The sequence below is a fragment of the Pseudomonas boreofloridensis genome (genome assembly GCF_030580795.1).
GTDB lineage: Bacteria > Pseudomonadota > Gammaproteobacteria > Pseudomonadales > Pseudomonadaceae > Aquipseudomonas > Aquipseudomonas boreofloridensis.
This window is the reverse complement of the sequence record NZ_JAUQOQ010000019.1, coordinates 27,045-45,535: the sequence shown is the minus strand read 5'-3', so window position 1 is coordinate 45,535 and position 18,491 is coordinate 27,045. Positions and strand designations below refer to the sequence as shown.

Genomic DNA, 18,491 nt, shown 5'->3' with positions numbered 1-18,491 from the left:
ACCAGTTTTGCCCGACCTGACGCGCCCGTTACCGGCCACGCATTTGCAGGTTACAATCGCGCCCTTTCCCCTCCCCAAGGAGCGCCGATGTCCGGCCTCGAACTGTTCGCCGCCGTGCTCGGCGTCATCGCTGTCTGGCTCACCGTCCGGCAGAACATCTGGTGCTGGCCGATCGGCCTGGTGATGGTGGTGCTCTACAGCTGGATCTTCTACGACGTGAAGCTCTACTCGGACATGCTCCTGCAACTGGTCTACGCCGTGCTCAACCTGTACGGCTGGTGGCAGTGGACACGCCCTGATCGAGTCGAAGAGGCGCGTCAGGTCTCGCGCCTGGATACACCGACACTCATGCGCGGCCTGGGCGTGGGACTGCTGGCCAGCATCGCCCTGGGGGCCGCCATGGCGCACTGGACCGATGCCGCGCAACCCTGGCTGGATGCGGCGCTCACCGGCTTCAGCCTGGTGGCGCAAGTGTGGATGGCGCAGAAGCGTTTGCAGTGCTGGGCGCTGTGGTTCGTGGTCGATGTGATCTTCGTCGGCCTGTTCCTGTACAAGGGCCTGTACCTGACGGCGGCACTCTATGCCCTGTTCACCCTGATCGCCGTGCGCGGCTGGGTGGAGTGGCGGCGCGACCCGGCGCTGGCGAGCGCATGAAGGTTCTGGTGTTGTGCGGCCCGGAGTCCAGCGGCAAGAGCTGGCTGAGCGGCGAGATCCAACGACGCTTCGGCGGCGTGACGGTGGGCGAGTACGTGCGCCATTTCATCGATGTCGAGCAGCGCGATACTTGCTACGCCGACATTGCGCCCATCGCCCAGGGGCAATTGGCCTGGGAAGATCAGGCGCGCGCCCTGGCCCCGCGGCTGCTGATCCTCGATACCCACCTGCTGAGCAACATACTCTGGAGCCGCGCGCTGTTCGGTGACTGCCCGACTTGGCTGGAGCAGGCGTTGCTGCAACGCCACTACGACCTGCACCTGCTACTGAGCCCCGAAGGCGTGGAGTGGATCGCCGACGGTCAGCGCTGCCAACCGCGGCTCGAAGAGCGCCAGGCGTTCTTCGACGACAGCCTGCTCTGGCTGCGCTCGCACAACCAGCCCTTCAAAGTGATCGGCGGCGACTGGTCGCACCGCCGCGAGGAAGCCTTCACGGCGGTTGCGGCACTGCTCGACTGTTAAGTCGGCGATACATCTCCTTCCTCGCAAATCCGCACCGTTCAAGGCCTTTCGACGCGCCCACGGCAGTTGTATCAGTGGTGATACACATGCAGCGCCCTGCCACCTGGCGCTGCTGAGCGCGTTACAAGCTCTGCTGCCGCCCTCCCTGTCTCGACCGTGAGACAGCGTCACTGCCTTGTCATCGAACGCACCGCTCAAGTACCTGATTTCGCGGGTAAAGCCAAAAGCGGCACAGCTTTCGCTCCCTCTGTTCGCGCAACGCCCAAAGGCCAGCGCATAGCAAAGGAGTGATGCCGTGGGGATCAAGCACACAACAATACCTGCACTGCTCGCGCTGGCCGGACTCCTGGCCATCCCCTGTACGCTCCCCGCCTTCGCGGCGGGCAACGGCGTGGTGGTGCTGACTCGCGATGTCCAGCCCCGCCAGGCGGACCGCCGCACCGTCACCCCAGACCCCTACCCGACCACCGTCAACACCAACCCCTCGGCGCGCGTACAAGCGCAGACCAACGAGCTGTCCGACGGCGACTTCGCCCAGGTGGCCAGTGGCACCCGCGTCAGCCGCGAACTGCTGCCCAACAACAGCAACAACCTGCGCGGCCTGGGTGGCCATTCATCGCCCTTGCCGGGCATGGCCGGCGGCTCCAGTGCCGGCGCATCGGCGACCGGCAGCCTGGCCGGCACGGTGAACCAGAACGTCCAGCGTGGCCTGGCGCCCCTGCAAATCCTGACCCGAGGCCAATGACATGGGCAGCATCAGCTTGTGCCTTGTGTGTCTCGGCCTGGCCGTGAGCGGCGCTGCGCTGGCGGCCTCGCCGGTGATCGACAACGCCACCCTCGACAGCAGCGGGCGCGCTTACCAGGGCAACCTCGACATCAACCAGGCCGCCGGACATGCCCTGCAGCAGGCCACGGTGAAAGCCATCGCCATCGGCACCCAGGGCCAGGCGCGCACGCAGATCGACCAGCGCAGCAATGCGCGCGCCGATGCCGGCCACGATGCCCAGGTACGGATCGACGGCGCTGCCTTCAGCCAAGGCAACGGCATGCTCGGCATCAACCAGGCGGCCGGCGCCGCCACGCAACAGGCCAACGCCGTGCGCATCAGCATCAGCGCCGCACCGCAAGGCATCGACGACAGCATTCTCAGCCAGCAGAACGTCGCGCTGGCCAACAGCTCCGAGGCAACGGATCGCACACCCGGCAGTCGCCTGGTCACGACCAGTGACCAGGCCTTCACCGGCAGCCGTGGCGTGGTCCAGTTGAATCAGAGCGCCGGGGTGGGCAACCGAATGGCCAACACCCTGAGCGTCCGGGTCGCGGATTGACCCTCGATACAGCCCAACACTCGACAACCAAACGACAAGCGGAGAAACACCATGAAACCTAAAATGGCACTCAAGCCTCTGGTATTCGCCCTCGCTGCGGTCATGGCAGTGGCGGCGCAGGCAGACGAAAGCGCGACTGGCAACGCCGGCCAGGAAAGCCTGCGCTCACTGCTGACCAATGCCGGTTCTGCCGCCACCGTACTCGACACCCAGAGCAACGCCGGCAACCGGTCGCTCAATCAGGGCACTCGCAACGACGCGCGCATGGACAACTCGGCCAACGGCTCCCAAGGCAACCTGGGTGCCAACGTCGCGGCCGGTACCGGCAACCAGCAGGACAACGTCGCCGCCATCGCCACCGCCGATGAGAAGTTCATCTTCGGCAGTGCTGTGGCCATGTCCCAGGCCACCCAGAGCAACACCGGCAATACCGTCAAGAACCTTTCCGCGACCAACAACGCCAACCTCTACGGTTCGGCCAACGGCAGCTCCGGCAACATCGGCGTCAACGTCAGTGCCGGCGACTTCAACCAGCAGAAGAACAACCTGGCCATCGCCGTGTCCGGCGGTCGGGTCGCCGCCGCCACCGGCGCGGCCAACCAGAACGTCGGCGGCCTGAGCGTCGACAACAAGGCCGACCGTACCTACAGCACCGAAACCCTCAACTCCAGCTACTCGTCCACCGGCACCTACAAAGGCACCGGTTCCGGTTATGTGGAGCAGAGCAGCCGCGACTGGTATGGCAACACCCGCGTCGAGAAGAGCCCGGTCAAACTCCACGAAGAAGGCACGTTCGACCTGGCCGGCGTCGCCTCCTACCAAGTGCTGACCCCCACCGGCTGGCGCAACCCGGTCACCAACAACGCCAACCTGAACAACTCGCTGAACAACGTCTCGGGCAACGTCGGCGCCAACGTCTCGGCGGGTGTCGGCAACCAGCAGACCAACTCGCTGTCCATCGCCGCAGGGTGCAAAGCCTGCATGTAACGCCTGTGGTACGGGGCCCTGCGGGGCCCCTTTGCGTGTGTGGATGCGGTGGAGAACGTCATGCGCGTTGTGCTGATTGCCACACTGCTGTTGCTTGCCGGCCACGCCGAAGCGACGCAGATGCCCATCGCTGCCCTACCCGGCGGCACGCTGGTCTACAAGCCGGTGCAGAGCCTGCGCGAACGCCGCTTCGCCGACCTGGTGCAGCAGAAGACCGACTTCAGTTGCGGCGCCGCCGCCCTGGCCACGGTGCTCAAGCAGGCCTACTGGCTCGATGTCGATGAACACCAGGTGATCGAGGGCATGCTTGCCCACTCCGACCAGGACACGGTCAAGGTCCAGGGCTTTTCCATGCTCGACATGAAGCGCTACGTCGAAAGCATCGGCATGCGTGCCCGTGGCTACCGAATCGAAGCCGACACCCTGGATAAACTCAGTATCCCGGTGATCGTGCTGATGGACATTCGCGGCTACAAGCACTTCGTGGTGCTACAGCGCATCGACAGGGGCTGGGTCTACATCGGCGATCCGGTGCTGGGCCACAAGCGCTACACCCTCGAGGATTTCCGCAAAGGCTGGAACGGCATCATCTTCGCCGTGATCGGCCCCGGCTACGACAAGGCCAATGCCCTGCTCGACCCTCCGGCGCCGTTGACCGCCAAGCGGCGCATCGACGGTTTCTACCCGGTCGAGGACGCGCAACTGATGGAGTTCGGTTTCATCCAGAGCGATTTCTTCTGACCATCAACACAAGGGGCGCCAAGTCCCCGGGAGCAGCGATGAAGACGATCAACTGGCTGGTCGCCGCCTGCCTGGCGACCAGCCTTCCCGTCCACGCACAGGTGTTCAAGCCCGTCGAGGTCAAGGACCAGGAACTGGCGCAGTTGCGGGGCAAATACGTGATGCCGGGGCGCATCATCAGCTTCGGCATCGTCATGAGCAGCACCTGGCAGAACGCCGCGGGTGACCGCATCGGCGCGACCACCAGTCTGCAGGTGCAGCAAAGCGTGATCAAGCCGCAGTTCTACGTGTCCATGACCGGCGAGAAAGGCACCGGGCAGTTGCCCACCCACGGCAACGGTCTGGTGGAAGGTGGCGCCGGGCTGCTCAACGGCACCCAGGGCGTGACCCAGTCGGTGCGCGCCGCCGGGGACAACAACAGTGCCTACAACGACGTGGCGATCACTGTCCGCGAAGCCAGCCAGGTGGGCGACGCCGCCCTGCCCCAAGGCCAGCCGCTGCCTGCCGGCACCACGCTGAGCAACAGCAATGCGGCCGGCACGCTCAGCGTCTCCAACAGCGGCAACGGCATCCAGATGGCCATCCAGGCCAATGACAACCAGGGCCAGAGCCTGCAACGCCTGGCCAATGGCGGCATGCTCCAGGCCACCACCTTGCTCGGTGGCAACAACGCCGTCAGCAACCTGACCCAGCTCAATGTGGTGCTGCGCGACAACCTGCCGTCCTCGGGCGCTTTGAACTGCAATCTCGACCAACTCAAAGGCCTTCGAGTCACCGGATACTGATCTACGCTTCGCTTCAATCAACGGGGTTGGAAGGGACGGCTGACATATGCATCGATCGTTGTCGTTGGGGGCAGTTGTGTGCCTGGGAACCTTGCTGCCGGTGTCGCTGCTGTATGCAGCGAACGATCCCCAGGTGGAAGCGCTCAAGGCTGAATTGGCCGCGCTCAAGCAGCGTTACGACGCGCAGCAACAAGCGCTGATGGTGTTGGAGCAGCGCGTGCGCCAGGTCGAGGAGCAACCGGCAGCGCCGCCTCCCAAGCGCCTGACCCGCTCACCGGCTTCAGCGCCGCGCAACAACCAGGCGATCGCCGCTGCAGGCAGCACCGGCAGCGCCAGTGGCGCGTCCTATGGCGAATCGCTCAAGGACGATTCGGCGCCGGCGCAAAGCGTCTCCAACCTCTACGACGAAGCCAGCGGATTCTTCGGCGGCGGCCGCTTCAGCGTCGAGACCGGCATCAGCTATGCCCGCTACGACACCCGCCAACTGATCCTCAACGGCTTCCTGGCGCTGGACTCGATCTTCCTGGGCAACATCAACCTGGACCGGATCAAGGCCGACAACTGGACCTTGGACCTCACCGCCCGCTACAACCTGGACAACCGTTGGCAGTTCGACGTCAACGCCCCGATCATCTACCGCGAATCGACCTACCAGTCCGGCGGCGTCGGCAACAATGCCCAGGGCATTTCCGAACGCAGCGTGACCCGCGACCCGACCCTGGGCGACGTCAACTTCGGGGTCGCCTACAAGTTCCTCGACGAGTCCGAGAACACCCCGGATGCGGTGTTCAGCCTGCGGGTCAAGGCGCCGACCGGCAAAGACCCGTTCGGCATCAAGCTGCGCCGCGACACTGCCAACGACAGCCTCAGCTACCCCGAAGACCTGCCCACTGGCAACGGCGTGTGGTCGATCAGCCCAGGCATTTCGCTGGTCAAGACCTTCGACCCGGCGGTGCTGTTCGGCAGCCTGTCGTATACCCATACCTTCGAGGAATCGTTCGGCGACGTCAGTTCCACACTCAACCAGAAAGTGCCGGGCAAGGTGAAGATCGGCGACAGTTTCCAGGTCGGGGCCGGTGTGGCCTTTGCGCTGAACGAGAAGATGTCGATGTCGTTCTCGGTCTCGGACCTGATCGCCAAGCGCTCGCGGATCAAATCCGCGGAAACCGGCGACAGTTGGGCCGACGTCAAGAGCAGCGACGCCAACGCGGCCTACTTCAACGTCGGCATGACCCTGGCGGCCAGCGATCACCTGACCATCGTGCCCAACCTTTCGATCGGCCTCACCGAGGACGCGCCGGACTTCACCTTCAGCCTGAAATTCCCGTACTACTTCTGATGACTGTCACCTCGCCTCGTCTCAGACGAGGCTTTTCAATCCTTTTCAGAATGGCAGAAAGCCCAACCACGGAAAGTCCAATGCCAGAATGACCGCTCCGGCCAAACCAATGGCAGCCAGACCGTGAAGCGCATCCATAAGTCCCATGATGTTCACCTTGATGACCTCCCCGTCTCGTCAAGTTTCGGGGTCTTGGGCTCACACTACGCGCCACGCACAGCACCGGAAAATTCAATCGAGTGCTAGCAACTATCACCTATTTCGATACAACGCACTTAATGCCGAGGCGCACAGCGGGCTGACAACCCCGAGCGACGCTCAGCAGGCCCATACATGGCACTGCAGTAGGAGCATTAGACCAATTCTATGGCTCACGGCAATGATGAACATCATCTCTAACCGCTTCAAAATCAGCACCGAAGGGAATAATCATTGCCAAACCCATAGTACTTCAGCGCAAGCCGACCATGAACAAGCGAATCAAATTAGCCCCCTTTAAGCGCCGGCATGATCATAGCAATTCTGACGGACTTTTCGTGAACACCGCACACACCATCACTGGCATTGAACATGGACAAAACACCACGCACTTACAGCACCTGCCTGATGTCGAAGTTACACTCAACAATAATAGTTGGCGCAACGTTCACAGGCTTCTCGACACGAAAAAATATCGTGCCGAGTGCTGTGCATGCCGGTGAAGTGATCGATGTCTGTGCCGCACCGACAGGCGCCAAGATACGCATCTATGAACACAATCTTGTGCCAAATCCCTTGCTGCAGATAGCCCGAGTATGCGCATGACGTTCGCTCTTCAGAGGCCGATCAGGGGGGCGGTCAATCCTGATTAGCCATCTCGAAATCCCTGAGGATGTACGCTTTCAGTTCGGCGATACTCATGTGCTCCAACTTGACCGGTGCGGGGATTGAATAGTTGGTCGTCGAACCCGCTGGCAATTGAATCTCGGCAGTCAATTTACCAAACTGCCCAAGGGCCAGACTGTGCAAGTGCAAACAGGTCACCGTATATTTACTCATTTCATCACCGCCTCTCAATTAGGGTACCGTGGGAATACGGCACATTTTCACCTGACTTCAGCACTCACCCGACAGAACGTCAAGTGGCAGTCACTATAGAACTGAGCATCGCACGCTCGCAACCCTATAGTTTTTTCCAATAGCGCGGTTATTAATTTCAATTGGCCCGTGAAAGCGCTACCGCCATAATTGTGACGGTTCCATCCTCAGTTGCTCCCAACTGTGCTTTGGTCGAATGACTCTCCCCTTTGACCCAATGCTCCAGAGTTGGAGTCATTCGACCTTTTTTAACTGATACCTTACCGGGGTCATCGAGACGAGCCACTGGGTCCCTTGCCATTGACAGGAGTATGTCTGCATTGAAACTCAAGGATACGAGAGGCACTATCAAGGTCACGGCATCTCTACATAACGGCGATGTCTGGGGGCAAAACGAGGGCGCCGGTTTGTTCGGTAATGAAATCACTCGTTTGCTGTGCAACGGCGTTCATGACGAAGTTATCGATGTCCGAATTACCCTCACTACATTGACTGGAATGACCGTCGAACTTGCCATCCCCAACGTGGAGCACGGCAGGGCTTCATTCAAAGTGCTGCACATCGATCAGCCGACGCCCCAGTGGCCGGCCATGACCTGCGAACCCGCCATGCCTCCAAGACAACTCACGGTCAGGTCGAATCCCGCAGTTCATGCCACCGTCTGCTGCGACCCTCTATCCTTGGCATCACCCACATGCGGCAGAACCTTGCACAAGGGTTGGCGTATCCTGGCCAAAGTCCTCACCCACTGAACGCCTCCTGTCGGCCGACGCCTGTCGTCTCAACGCGCTGAAGCGCGGCACGCACCATCGATCTGACTGATGATCACTATCGAACGGCCTGCTTATGGAGCAGGCCGCAGGCCCTCCTATAATCGCCTTCCATTTTTCCCCGCCTCACTCGCCTGCCCCAGGCGACCTCTTCTTGGAATCTGTATCATGCCGCCGAACCCGGCCCATCAGGGCCGTCCCGAACATGCGCAACAAAGCCTGCTCCAGCAATGGCTGGCGATCCTCTCGGTGGCCGTCGGCGCCTTTGCCCTGGTGACCAGCGAATTCCTCCCGGTCGGTGTGCTCAACGATGTCGCCGCCGACCTGGGTATCAGCGCCGGTCACGCCGGGCTGATGGTGACCCTGCCCGGCATCATGGCGGCCCTCGCTGCGCCGCTGCTGTCGGTGAGCATCGGCGCGCTGGATCGCCGCTACCTGCTGGTAGGCCTGACGTTCAACATGATCGTGGCCAACGCCGTGGTGGCGTACGCCAGCGACTTCAATCTGCTGCTGCTCGGCCGCGTGCTGCTGGGCATCAGCATCGGCGGCTTCTGGGCCACCGCCATCGCCTTGAGCGGGCGCCTGGCGCCACGGGGCGTCGGCGTCGGCCAGGCGAACTCGATCATCATGGCCGGCGTGACCCTCGCCACCGTGCTGGGGGTGCCGGTGGGCACCTGGCTCAGCGGCCTCATGGGCTGGCGCATGACCTTCCTGGTCACGGCGCTGGTGGGCGTACCGGTGCTGCTGGCCCAGGTGTTCCTGCTGCCACGGCTGACCCCGGAAAAGGCCATTCGGGTCAGCGACCTGCCGGCCCTGTTCCTCAATCCTTTGGCCCGGGTGGGCCTGATCGCCGTGCTGCTGATCGGCCTGGCACATTTCGCCGCCTACACTTACGTCGCACCGTTCTTCAAGGAACGCGCCGGCTTCGACGGGCCGACCATCGGCTCGCTGCTGCTGCTCTACGGTGTGGCCGGAGTGATCGGCAACCTGTTCGCCGGCTATGCTGCCAGTCGCAGCGTGCGCTACACCCTGCTGCTGGTGGCCCTGCTGATCGGCACCAGTACCGCGCTGTTCCCCGCCTTTGCCACCAGTCTGACCGGTGCGCTGATGCTGATTGCCTTGTGGGGGTTCGCCTTCGGCGCGTTTCCAGCCTGCGCCAACATCTGGATGTTCGTGGTCGCGCCCAAGGACGTGGAGCGCGGCATGCCGCTGTTCGTGGCGATGTTCCAGGTCATCATCGCCCTGGGTTCGTTCTTCGGTGGGCGCATCGTCGATCAGTTCGGCAGCCCGATGCTGCTGAGCCTGGCCACGGCTCTGGTCGGCTGCGGCTTCGTCACCGTGCTGGTGCTTGGGCGCCACGTGAGCAATAGCGCTGCCACGCAATCTGCTTGAACTTGCCTCTATCACGCAATAATTCACCTTTCTATGCGCCATGGACGGCATACAAAGGTAATTGATCTCAAATCCACGCCACTCTTAGCAAGCCATGCGCGCTGCGCCCACGTATGATTGGATCCAATCAATTGGAGCCTCGTGCATGCAAGCCTTGGAGATGGACTATCGATCTGGCGAACACATCGCCAGCCACTGTCACGCCGAAGATCAACTGCTCTACGCCGCCTGCGGCGTGATGCGCGTGAGCAGTGAACGCGGCAACTGGGTGATTCCCGGCGGCCACGCCTTGTGGGTGCCGGCCGGGGTCAGCCACGCCCTGCACATGCAAGGTGCGGTGTGCCTGCGGACCTTGCTGCTCGACGGCCAGGCCGAGCGCTGCCAACTGATCGTGGTATCGGGGCTGCTGCGCGAGCTGATCCTCGCCGCTTCGCGCATGCTCGGCGCGCAGGAAGGCGAACATGTGCGGGCGCTGATCCGCCGTGAACTGGCCCATGCCCGGCGCGTCGAAGGGTTCGTGGCGATGCCCGAGCATGCCCGTCTGCGCGCTTGGTGCGAGCGCTTCCTCGAAGAGCCTTCCCAGGAACTGAGCCTCGAGGCTTGTGGTGCGCAGTTGAACATGAGCGCCCGTAACGTGGCGCGGCTGTTTCAGCGCGAGTTGGGCATGTCCTGCGGCGAATGGCGCGCGCGGGCGCGGGTCATGCTCAGTCAGCAGCACCTGGCCGCTGGCAGGCCGATCCTGGCCGTGGCGCTGGAGCATGGCTATCAGAGCGCCAGCGCCTTTGCCGCCATGTTCAAACGCATTCTCGGGCATGCACCCAGCGACTGGCAGCTTGGCGTGCTGGGCGGTGCGCAGGCGCAGGATCGCTGAGCCCCAGGTTGGCCTTAGCGCGCGCGGACTTGTCCCGTTGGCGACAGCACCCTGGGGGTCGGGCTCCTTAAGCTTGCAGCACGACCTTTCAAGCGAACGATGCGATGTTTCCACCTTTTCCCTTGCGCCACCCTGCCCGCTGCGGGCTGACCCTTGGCGCGCTCGTCCTGCTCGCCGCCTGCGCCGGGCCACCTGCGCCGCAAGACCCGCCTGCCGTGATACCAGACGGGCCATTGCGTGATCTGCCAGCCGGTCTTGAGCAACGCCCGTTGCCCGAACGCTGGTGGGCGCTGTTCGACGATGCGCAGCTCAACCGCTGGGTCGAGCAGGCCCTGGCGCACAACCAGGACCTGGCCCAGGCCGAAGCCAACGTCCAGGCCCTGCTGGCCGGCATTGGCGAAATCGACTCAAGGCGCTGGCCGTCGACCGAGCTGACCCTGGGCGCCACCTACGGCAAGCGCAGCGACGAGCAGACCCTGGCCGAGGTCAACGACCGCCACGCGCCGAGCCAGTGGCAGTTCAGCCCCGGCATCGAACTGGCTTACCAGCTCGACCTGTGGGGCCAAGTGCAGGCCAGCCTGCAACGGGCACGCGCCCAGGCCCAGGCCGGCCGCGCCGCCCTCGAACAGGTGCGCTTGCAAGTGGCCACCCAGACGACCCGCGCCTACCTCGACCACTGCGTGGCCAGCGCCAGCCTGGTCCAGGCCCGGCAGTCCCTGGACTCGCTCGAACGCAGCGTGCGCCTGAGCGAGCGCCAAGTGCAGGCCGGCGTGACCACCCAACTGGACAGCGAGCGGCTGCTGGGCCTGCGCGAGCAGGTGCGCGCGCGCATGCCGATGCTCGAAGCCCGGCAGCAGATCGCCCGCTTCGAGCTGGCCTTGCTCAGCGGCCAGGCCAATGCCCGCCCGCTCGATCGCTGCACGGTCATTCCCACGCTGTCCGCACCCTTGCCCGTGGGCGATGGCTGGCACCTGTTGCAACGTCGCCCCGACGTGCGTCAGGCCGAGCGCGAACTGCGCGCTGCCAGGCTGCAGATCGACATCGCCCAGGCCGACCTGTATCCGCAGGTGAGCTTCGGCGCCGCATTCACCGCCGCCGACTCACACCCGCATCGGCTCGGCAGCAGCCGCGCCATGACCTTCGCCATCGGCCCGCTGATCAGTTGGCAGTTTCCCAACCTCAAGGCCAACCGCGCCCGCCTCGACAAGGCCCGGGCGCTGGCCGACGGCCAAGTGGCGCACTACCGCAGCGTGGCGTTGGCCGCCCTCAAGGACGTGCGTGAGGCGCTGGCTCGCTACGACGGCGAACGACGCCACGTGCAGGGCCTGGATGCGGCGCTGCAGCACAGCCAGCGCGGCTACGCCCTGGCTGACGCCGGTTACCGCGCCGGCAGCCTGGACGGCCTCGCCCTGCTCGACAGCGAACGCGAGCTGATCACCCTGCGCGCCACGCAAGTGCTGGCGCGCGGTCGCCTGGCCCAGGCCCAGGTCAACCTGTTCCGCGCCCTTGGCGGGCGCTGGCAAACCACCGAAATGGACGTGCGACCATGAACACTGCCGTAACCCCTGACGATGCGCTTGCCACCGCCCATGCCAAGCGTCAGGCCGCCCGTCGCCGCCTGTTCTGGGTCGGTGCGGCCGGCCTGGCGGGCCTCGCCGTGCTGGCCTACGGTGGCCACTGGTGGAGCACCGGGCGTTATCTGGAAACCACCGACGATGCCTACGTGCGCGCCGATTGGGTGGCCCTGAGCCCACGGGTGGCCGGCTATGTGGCCGAGGTCATGGTCGAAGACGACCAGCCGGTGCACGCCGGCGACGTGCTGGTCAAGCTGCGCAGCGACGATTACCGCGCCCGTCTCGACCAGGCGCAGGCGGCGGTGACGCAAGCGCAGGCCGCGCTGAACGTCGCCAAGGCCAGACAGCAGATCGCCGCCGAGGGCATCCATCAGCAGCGCGAGGCGATCCTCAAGGCCGAGGCCACGCAACGCAGTGCCGCCGCCGAACGTCGCCGCAGTGCGTTGGACCTCACGCGCTATCGTGGCTTGGTGCGCGACCACGCCGCGACCGCCCAGCGCCTGGAAAGCGCCCGTGCCAGTGCGGACCAGGCCGAGGCCAACTGGCAAGGCGCACAGGCGGCGTGGCGCGAGGCGCGCTCGACCCTGGCCATGGTCCAGGCGCGCGCCACCGAGGCGGGCGCAGTGCTCGAGCAGCAGCAGGCGGCGCTGGTCCAGGCCCAGGCGCGGCAGACGCTGGCCGAGCAGGACGCGCAGGACACGCTGATCCGCGCGCCCATCGCCGGGGTGGTCGGCCAGCGCCGCGTGCGTGCCGGTCAATACGTGGTGCCGGGCCAACCGCTGCTGGCAGTGGTGCCGGTGCAGCAGGCCTACGTGGTGGCCAACTACAAGGAAACCCAATTGGCGCGCATGCGCCCCGGACAACCGGTGCAGATCCGCGTCGACAGCTTTTCCGAGGCGCGCCTGCATGGCCGGGTCGCCAGCTTATCGCCGGCCTCGGGCAATGTCTTCGCCCTGCTGCCGTCGGACAACGCCACCGGCAACTTCACCAAGATCGTCCAGCGCTTTCCCGTGCGTATCCTGCTCGACAATCCCGCCGAGGGCATCACCCTGTTGCCCGGCATGTCGGTGCTGACCAGCGTCGACACCCGCGCGGAGCCTGGCGATGAGCACTGAACGCACGGTCTCGCTGCGCGCCTGGGTGGCGGTACTGGGCGGGCTGCTGGGCTGCTTCATGGCCGGGATGAACGTGCACGTCACCAGCGCGGCGCTGCCGGAAATCCGCGGCTCGCTGGGCGCCAGCTTCGAGGAAGGCTCGTGGATCTCCACGGCCTACCTGGTGGCGGAAATCGTCATGATTCCGCTGACGGCCTGGCTGGTGGAGGTGTTCGCCCTGCGCCGCGTGATGTGGACCGGCTCGTTCATTTTCCTGCTGGCCTCGGTGGCCTGCTCCTGGGCACCGAACCTGGAGGCGATGATCCTCCTGCGCGTGATCCAGGGCGCCGCGGGGGCGGTGCTGATCCCGCTGTCGTTCCAGTTGATCATCACCGAGCTGCCGCCCAGCCGCATGCCCATGGGCATGGCGCTGTTCAGCCTGGCCAACAGCGTGGCCCAGGCCGCCGGTCCGTCGCTGGGCGGCTGGCTGACGGACGCCTACTCGTGGCGCTGGATCTTCTACCTGCAACTGATTCCCGGGGTGGCGCTGCTGGCAGCCATCGCCTGGTCCATCGACGCCCGTGCGCTGCGCCTGGAACTGCTGCGCAAGGGCGACTGGCTGGGCATCGCGGCGATGGTGCTGGGCCTGGGCGGGCTGCAGATCGTGCTGGAGGAAGGTGGCCGTCTGGACTGGTTCAGTTCGTCCTACATCCTCGGCATGAGCCTGATGGCGGGTATCGCCCTGGTGGTGTTCGTGCTCAGCCAGCTATTGGGCAAGCGCGCCTTCATCAACCTGCGCCTGCTGGGGCACTACAACTTCGGCGTGGCCAGCGTGGCGATGTTCATCTTCGGCGCGGCCACCTTCGGGCTGGTGTTCCTGGTGCCCAACTACCTGTCGCAGTTGCAGGGCTTCAGCGCCCGCGACGTGGGCGTGGCGCTGATCGCCTATGGCCTGGTGCAACTGCTGCTGGCGCCGCTGATGCCCAGGCTGATGCAGTGGACCAGCGCCAAGTTCATGGTCGCCAGCGGGTTTCTGATCATGGCGCTGGGCTGCTGGCTGGGTGCGAGCCTCACGGCCGACAGCGCCGACAACGTGATCATCCCCTCGACCGTGGTGCGCGGCATTGGCCAGCCGTTCATCATGGTCGCGCTGTCGGTGCTGGCGGTCGCCGGGCTGGACAAACGCGAGGCGGGCTCGGCTTCGGCGGTGTTCTCCATGCTGCGCAACCTCGGCGGCGCCATTGGCACGGCGGTGCTGACGCAGATCGTCGCCACCCGCGAGCGGGTGCACAGCGAGCGTATTCATGAGCATGTGACGGTGTTTTCCGCAGGCGTCCAAGAGCGGATCGGCCAGCAGACCTGGCTGGCCCATCCGCAGCAGATGCTTGAAATGCTGGCGACGACGGTCCGTCGCGAGGCCTACCTGATGGCCTACAGCGACGCGTTCTTCCTGGCGTGCCTGGCGCTCACCGGCTGCGCGCTGGCTTCGCTGCTGCTGCGCGGTAGACGGGCTGGGGGCGCCTGAAAGGTTGCGCTCAGGGCTCAACGTTCAGCGCCCTGCGTTGCTCGTACCCATCAAGCCCGCTCATGGATCACACGCGTACAAGGCCAAGTCCGCCCCTGCCCCTCAGCGCTGCAAACAGCGCTGGTAGCGCCCATCCACCCGTTCGGCGAACCATGCGGTGGTCAGCGTGCGGGTGATCTTCGGGCTCTGCAGTACGATCCCAGGCAACACCGCGCGCGGCAGCGGCTTACCGGCCTGGGCATCGGCCAGGGCGAACACGCCGCGATACAGCGCGCTGTCTTCCAGCGCCAGGCTGTTTTCCAGCGCCAACTGGCTGCGGATCTGCGGGTTGCGCAGCCCCAGCTTCGTGCCGAGGCGGCGTGCGGCGCGCTCCGTGGTGCCCGGCAGCAACGCGCCCGGGGCGATCAAGTCGCCGTCCAGCGCCAGCGCAGTGCCCGTCACCCGGCTCAGCGCCGCCTGAAACGCCGCGTTGCGGCTGGCATACCAGCCGGCGTTGTAGTCGGCGAAGCGATACAGCGGCCGCTCGTAATGGGCCGGGTAGCCCAGCAGATGGGCGATGCCGAAGTACAGGCCGCCACGGCGGGTGAACACCTCCTGACGCAGGCTGCCCTCGTGCGCATAGGGGTAGTCCTGGGCATGACGTTGGGCGAAATCGACGCTGACCTGCATCGGCCCGCCGGTGCGCACCGGGTTGAAACCGCCGAGCAGCGACTCGCCCAACGGCAGGCCGGCGAGGAAGTCGTCGAACAGGGCGCTGAGCTGCCCTTCGCTGCGCACTGCCTGCAAGCGTTGCTGGTACGTCTGGCCATTGGCCGAACGGGTATTGAGCGCACCGTCGACCAGCAGACCGGGAATGTGCAAGCGTGCGGCGCGGCGGTCGATTTCCTCACGGGCAATGCGCCCCAGGTTCGGCACCTGCGGATCGGCGCTGAACGTCGACTCCTGCTCGGTCACCGCCAGCACCGCGCACAGGTTGCTGCGGCTGGGCTCCAGGCGCTGGGCGGCGAAAGCCACCTGAATATCCTCGGCCCAGCCCTGGCGATCCTTGAGCGTGGTGGGCAACAGACGCAGAAGCTCGGCGCGCACCTGGGCCGGGTCGGCGCTCGGCGCCTGCTCCCGACGCCCGGCGCAGCCCTGGAGCACGGCCAGCAGCAGTACCGCGCTGGCCAACCACACGCGGTTCAGGAGCGCTCTCCCACCAGGTAGGTTTTGCTGATATGGCGGAATAGCGGATGACTGGCACTGCCCAACAGCTCGAACAGCACCATCTCGCCGGTGACGATCTGCGCCCCGGCATCGCGCATGCGCGCCAGACCCGCCGCCTTGCTCGCCGGCGTGCGGCTGTCGCAGACATCCTCGACCACGAACACCTGCTTGCCCAGCGCCAGCAGGCCCAAGACGGTCTGCAGCACGCAGACATGGGTTTCCATGCCACAGACGATCACCTGCTCGCGCGCCAGCAGGCTGGGCGGCAGGCAGTCGGCAGCCACGCACGAGAAATGCAGCTTCTGCACCACCTCGGCCTGGGGGGTAGCGGCCTTGAGCTCACTCAGGGTCGGGCCAAGGCCCTTGGGGTACTGCTCGGAGATGACGGTCGGCACCTCGAGCTCGGCGCTGGCGGCCAGCAGCCAGCGGGCGCGCTCACGCATACCCTGCGGGTCGCTCATGGCGCCGATCAGGCGTTCCTGGATATCGACCACGAGCAGCGTGGCCTGGCGGGGATCGATGAGCATGGGGACGGCCCTTGTCCTGAAGAAAGCGCCCAGCCTCCCGCAGGACAACGGCCGCGTCAATCACGCGGTCAGGCGATGGGGCTCCAAGGCTGCGGTCAGCGTGGCCAGCACGCGGTCCTCATGCTCATGGATGAAGAAGTGCCCACCGGGGAATCGCTCCAGCGAGAACTCGCCCAGGCTTTCCCGGCTCCAGGCCAGCAGTTGCTCCTCGGTGGCGCGGTCGTCCGTGCCGCCGAGCACGTGCAGCGGGCAACGCAGCGGCGTGCGCTGGCGGTAGGCGTAGCGCCCGCACAGCAGGAAATCGGCCCTGAGCACCGGCAAGGTCAGGCTCATCAGCTCCTGGTTGGCCAGCACGTCTTCGGGCGTGCCTTGCAGCTCACGCAGTTCGTCAATCAGCTCGGCGTCGCTTCTGGGCTCGCGCCAGTTGGCACCGTCATAGCCTTCGCGGCGCGTGGGCGCGGCCGTGCCGCAGGCGAACAGCGCCACCGGTGGCGGACAGCCCAGGGCTTGCAGCTCATGGGCCAGCTCGAAGGCCAGCAGCGCACCGAGGCTATGGCCGAGCAACGCGTAGGGCGTGCTGGCGGCCAGGCGCTGCTCGTTGGCCAGTTGCCGGGCCAGGCCCTGCATGTCGGTGTGCAAAGGCTCGGCCAGTCGCGCACCACGCCCCGGCAGCTCGACCGGACGCACCTGCAGCCAGGCCGGCAGCTTGCGCCGCCAGCGGCTGTAGACCATGGCGCTGGCACCGGAGTACGGCAGGCACAGCAGGTTGAGTGCGCTCACCGCTTACTGCGCCGCCGCTTCGGCCATCTTCTGGCGCAGGCTCAGCGGACGCATGTCGGTCCATACCTCGTCGATGTAGGCCAGGCACTCTTTTTTCAGCCCGCTCTTGCCCACAGCGTGCCAGCCGGCGGGAATCGCCTTGTAGTCCGGCCAGATCGAGTACTGCTCCTCATGGTTCATCACAACCTGGAACACGATGTCGTCGCGGTCGAATACGGAAGTCATTGGCAATCTCCTTGGGATGATGGTGGCCCGGTCCTTCTGGACCCAGGGCAGCTTTGAGGGTAACGAAAGCCGCGCGCAGAAAATTATGCCGTGTTGACCGCCACGGTCTGCGGCAAAAATAATCCATCTGTCCGCTGCGGGTGAAATCAGCGCCACGCGAGGGTCAGAAGACTATCCCGCCGACCTAATGCCCGACACGCCCTGGAGACTCTGGTGCCTATCCAAGACCACCCCGAAGACTACAACGACCTCAAGCGCGCCGTCGCCCTGCTCGAGTCGCCTTCGCTCACCGCCAAGCTCTCGGCCTTGATCGGCTCGCCCATCGAAGGCGCGGTCAAGGCCCTGCCCGGCCCGGTGGCCAAGCGCATCAACGGCGCGGTCAAGGCCGCGCTGCACACGTCGGCCGAGGCGGCGCTGTGGAGCCTGGACAATCGTCCGCACACGGCCGCCTCGACACGCCTGCATAAATTCTACGCCGCCACCTGCGGCGCGCTTGGCGGCGCTTTCGGTGCTCCGGCGCTGTTCGTCGAACTGCCGGTGTCCACCACCTTGATGATGCGCGCCGTCGCGGACGTGGCACGCAGCGAAGGCTTCGACCTGAGCGAGCTGAGCACCAAGCAGGCGTGCATCGAAGTGTTCGCCTTGGGCGGTCCCGGCGACAGCGACGACGCCGCCGAAACCGGCTACTACCTGACCCGCAGTTTCACCAGCCGCACCTTGCAGCATGTGTCCCGCGAGTTGGCTGAAATCGCCGCCCGCCAGGGCGCCTCGGCGGTCAAGAACCTCAATCCGGCGCAGGCCGGCAAGTGGCTGGCGCTGCTGATCGAGAAAGTCGCCACGCGCTTCGGAGTGACCATTTCCAGCAAGTTCGCCGCCCAGGCCGTGCCGGTCATCGGCGCGGTGACCGGGGCAACGATCAATACCCTGTTCACCCGTTTCTACCAGGACATGGCGCGCGGCCATTTCATCGTCAAGCGGCTGGAGGCGCGCTACGGGTTCGATGAGGTCAGGGCGGCGTATACCGCGTTGAGTCAGAGCCGACCACGCACCCATTGAGATTCCCGGCCATACTCGGGAGCGGATCACGGATCAGGG

20 protein-coding genes are annotated in these 18,491 nt (G+C 65.2%); 15 read left to right on the top strand and 5 right to left on the bottom strand.

The genetic code is table 11. The features are described 5' to 3' along the window. Positions 1-87: 87 nt before the first annotated feature. The 8 genes from pnuC to fapF all read left to right on the top strand — a co-directional run bounded on the left by pnuC (position 88) and on the right by fapF (position 6,355). Positions 88-654, top strand: a complete 567-nt coding sequence (gene pnuC, locus Q6A47_RS19485; RefSeq protein WP_304485121.1) for a nicotinamide riboside transporter PnuC — start codon at positions 88-90, stop codon at positions 652-654. Further along, on the top strand, positions 651-1,175 hold the full coding sequence (locus tag Q6A47_RS19480) for an AAA family ATPase (protein WP_304485120.1): 525 nt from the start codon (positions 651-653) through the stop codon (positions 1,173-1,175). The genes pnuC and Q6A47_RS19480 overlap by 4 nt, the downstream gene beginning before the upstream one ends. Positions 1,176-1,470: 295 nt before the next feature. After that, a complete protein-coding gene (gene fapA / locus Q6A47_RS19475; RefSeq protein WP_304485119.1) occupies positions 1,471-1,920 on the top strand; it encodes a functional amyloid chaperone FapA in 450 nt (149 codons plus the stop codon). Positions 1,921-1,930: 10 nt separating this feature from the next. After that, entirely contained in the window at positions 1,931-2,503 is a 573-nt protein-coding gene (gene fapB, locus Q6A47_RS19470) for a fibril amyloid subunit FapB (RefSeq protein WP_369811562.1), read from the top strand. 51 nt (positions 2,504-2,554) lie between these two features. Then, entirely contained in the window at positions 2,555-3,490 is a 936-nt protein-coding gene (fapC, locus tag Q6A47_RS19465) for an amyloid-like fimbrin subunit FapC (RefSeq protein ID WP_304485117.1), read from the top strand. A gap of 60 nt (positions 3,491-3,550) precedes the next feature. After that, complete coding sequence (fapD, locus tag Q6A47_RS19460) at positions 3,551-4,231, top strand: fibril amyloid maturation endopeptidase FapD (protein ID WP_029614381.1); 681 nt, start codon at positions 3,551-3,553, stop codon at positions 4,229-4,231. A gap of 38 nt (positions 4,232-4,269) precedes the next feature. Further along, the gene (fapE, locus tag Q6A47_RS19455; RefSeq protein WP_304485116.1) at positions 4,270-5,016 is read left to right on the top strand and encodes a fibril amyloid subunit FapE; all 747 of its coding nucleotides are present in this window, start codon (positions 4,270-4,272) and stop codon (positions 5,014-5,016) included. 46 nt (positions 5,017-5,062) lie between these two features. Further along, positions 5,063-6,355, top strand: coding sequence for a fibril amyloid transporter FapF (fapF, locus tag Q6A47_RS19450; protein ID WP_295485262.1), 1,293 nt, complete (start codon positions 5,063-5,065; stop codon positions 6,353-6,355). 837 nt (positions 6,356-7,192) lie between these two features. On the opposite strand, the gene Q6A47_RS19445 is transcribed toward fapF, so the two are convergent. After that, positions 7,193-7,393 (bottom strand): hypothetical protein, encoded by a 201-nt coding sequence (locus tag Q6A47_RS19445; RefSeq protein WP_304485115.1) that lies wholly within the window; start codon positions 7,391-7,393, stop codon positions 7,193-7,195. A gap of 350 nt (positions 7,394-7,743) precedes the next feature. On the opposite strand from Q6A47_RS19445, the gene Q6A47_RS19440 reads away from it, so the two are divergent. From Q6A47_RS19440 to Q6A47_RS19415, 6 genes are all read left to right on the top strand, one after another. After that, positions 7,744-8,184, top strand: coding sequence for a hypothetical protein (locus tag Q6A47_RS19440; protein ID WP_304485114.1), 441 nt, complete (start codon positions 7,744-7,746; stop codon positions 8,182-8,184). A gap of 186 nt (positions 8,185-8,370) precedes the next feature. Continuing rightward, positions 8,371-9,594, top strand: a complete 1,224-nt coding sequence (locus Q6A47_RS19435) for an MFS transporter (protein WP_304485113.1) — start codon at positions 8,371-8,373, stop codon at positions 9,592-9,594. 145 nt (positions 9,595-9,739) lie between these two features. Further along, entirely contained in the window at positions 9,740-10,465 is a 726-nt protein-coding gene (locus Q6A47_RS19430) for an AraC family transcriptional regulator (protein WP_116888125.1), read from the top strand. A gap of 104 nt (positions 10,466-10,569) precedes the next feature. Then, positions 10,570-12,015 carry an efflux transporter outer membrane subunit gene (locus Q6A47_RS19425; RefSeq protein ID WP_304485112.1) on the top strand — a complete coding sequence of 482 codons (1,446 nt, stop codon included), beginning with the start codon at positions 10,570-10,572 and terminating at the stop codon, positions 12,013-12,015. After that, positions 12,012-13,154 (top strand): HlyD family secretion protein, encoded by a 1,143-nt coding sequence (locus tag Q6A47_RS19420; RefSeq protein ID WP_304485111.1) that lies wholly within the window; start codon positions 12,012-12,014, stop codon positions 13,152-13,154. Before Q6A47_RS19425 ends, Q6A47_RS19420 begins: the two co-directional genes overlap by 4 nt. Then, positions 13,144-14,658, top strand: a complete 1,515-nt coding sequence (locus tag Q6A47_RS19415) for a DHA2 family efflux MFS transporter permease subunit (RefSeq protein ID WP_304485110.1) — start codon at positions 13,144-13,146, stop codon at positions 14,656-14,658. The genes Q6A47_RS19420 and Q6A47_RS19415 overlap by 11 nt, the downstream gene beginning before the upstream one ends. A gap of 102 nt (positions 14,659-14,760) precedes the next feature. On the opposite strand, the gene Q6A47_RS19410 is transcribed toward Q6A47_RS19415, so the two are convergent. Genes Q6A47_RS19410 through Q6A47_RS19395 form a run of 4 tightly spaced genes read right to left on the bottom strand, consistent with a single transcriptional unit; the run spans position 14,761 to position 17,396 of the window. After that, a complete protein-coding gene (locus Q6A47_RS19410) occupies positions 14,761-15,843 on the bottom strand; it encodes a DUF1615 domain-containing protein (RefSeq protein WP_304485145.1) in 1,083 nt (360 codons plus the stop codon). Continuing rightward, positions 15,840-16,391 (bottom strand): hydrolase, encoded by a 552-nt coding sequence (locus Q6A47_RS19405; protein WP_304485109.1) that lies wholly within the window; start codon positions 16,389-16,391, stop codon positions 15,840-15,842. Before Q6A47_RS19405 ends, Q6A47_RS19410 begins: the two co-directional genes overlap by 4 nt. A 60-nt stretch (positions 16,392-16,451) precedes the next feature. Beyond that, entirely contained in the window at positions 16,452-17,171 is a 720-nt protein-coding gene (locus Q6A47_RS19400; protein WP_304485108.1) for a thioesterase II family protein, read from the bottom strand. A gap of 3 nt (positions 17,172-17,174) precedes the next feature. Next, on the bottom strand, positions 17,175-17,396 hold the full coding sequence (locus Q6A47_RS19395) for an MbtH family protein (RefSeq protein WP_029614377.1): 222 nt from the start codon (positions 17,394-17,396) through the stop codon (positions 17,175-17,177). A gap of 201 nt (positions 17,397-17,597) precedes the next feature. Between Q6A47_RS19395 and Q6A47_RS19390 the strand changes: the two genes are divergently transcribed. Next, on the top strand, positions 17,598-18,452 hold the full coding sequence (locus Q6A47_RS19390) for an EcsC family protein (RefSeq protein WP_116888120.1): 855 nt from the start codon (positions 17,598-17,600) through the stop codon (positions 18,450-18,452). Positions 18,453-18,491 lie beyond the last annotated feature (39 nt).

Excerpts from the sequence above, each read along its gene's own strand:
- Q6A47_RS19420 (WP_304485111.1), top strand. The coding sequence starts at position 12,012 with ATGAACACTGCCGTAACCCCTGACGATGCGCTTGCCACCGCCCATGCC.
- fapC (WP_304485117.1), top strand. The coding sequence starts at position 2,555 with ATGAAACCTAAAATGGCACTCAAGCCTCTGGTATTCGCCCTCGCTGCG.
- Q6A47_RS19430 (WP_116888125.1), top strand. The coding sequence starts at position 9,740 with ATGCAAGCCTTGGAGATGGACTATCGATCTGGCGAACACATCGCCAGC.
- Q6A47_RS19445 (WP_304485115.1), bottom strand. The coding sequence starts at position 7,393 with ATGAGTAAATATACGGTGACCTGTTTGCACTTGCACAGTCTGGCCCTT.
- fapF (WP_295485262.1), top strand. The coding sequence starts at position 5,063 with ATGCATCGATCGTTGTCGTTGGGGGCAGTTGTGTGCCTGGGAACCTTG.
- fapD (WP_029614381.1), top strand. The coding sequence starts at position 3,551 with ATGCGCGTTGTGCTGATTGCCACACTGCTGTTGCTTGCCGGCCACGCC.
- Q6A47_RS19480 (WP_304485120.1), top strand. The coding sequence starts at position 651 with ATGAAGGTTCTGGTGTTGTGCGGCCCGGAGTCCAGCGGCAAGAGCTGG.
- Q6A47_RS19425 (WP_304485112.1), top strand. The coding sequence starts at position 10,570 with ATGTTTCCACCTTTTCCCTTGCGCCACCCTGCCCGCTGCGGGCTGACC.
- pnuC (WP_304485121.1), top strand. The coding sequence starts at position 88 with ATGTCCGGCCTCGAACTGTTCGCCGCCGTGCTCGGCGTCATCGCTGTC.
- fapE (WP_304485116.1), top strand. The coding sequence starts at position 4,270 with ATGAAGACGATCAACTGGCTGGTCGCCGCCTGCCTGGCGACCAGCCTT.
- Q6A47_RS19435 (WP_304485113.1), top strand. The coding sequence starts at position 8,371 with ATGCCGCCGAACCCGGCCCATCAGGGCCGTCCCGAACATGCGCAACAA.
- Q6A47_RS19405 (WP_304485109.1), bottom strand. The coding sequence starts at position 16,391 with ATGCTCATCGATCCCCGCCAGGCCACGCTGCTCGTGGTCGATATCCAG.
- Q6A47_RS19415 (WP_304485110.1), top strand. The coding sequence starts at position 13,144 with ATGAGCACTGAACGCACGGTCTCGCTGCGCGCCTGGGTGGCGGTACTG.
- Q6A47_RS19440 (WP_304485114.1), top strand. The coding sequence starts at position 7,744 with ATGTCTGCATTGAAACTCAAGGATACGAGAGGCACTATCAAGGTCACG.
- Q6A47_RS19395 (WP_029614377.1), bottom strand. The coding sequence starts at position 17,396 with ATGACTTCCGTATTCGACCGCGACGACATCGTGTTCCAGGTTGTGATG.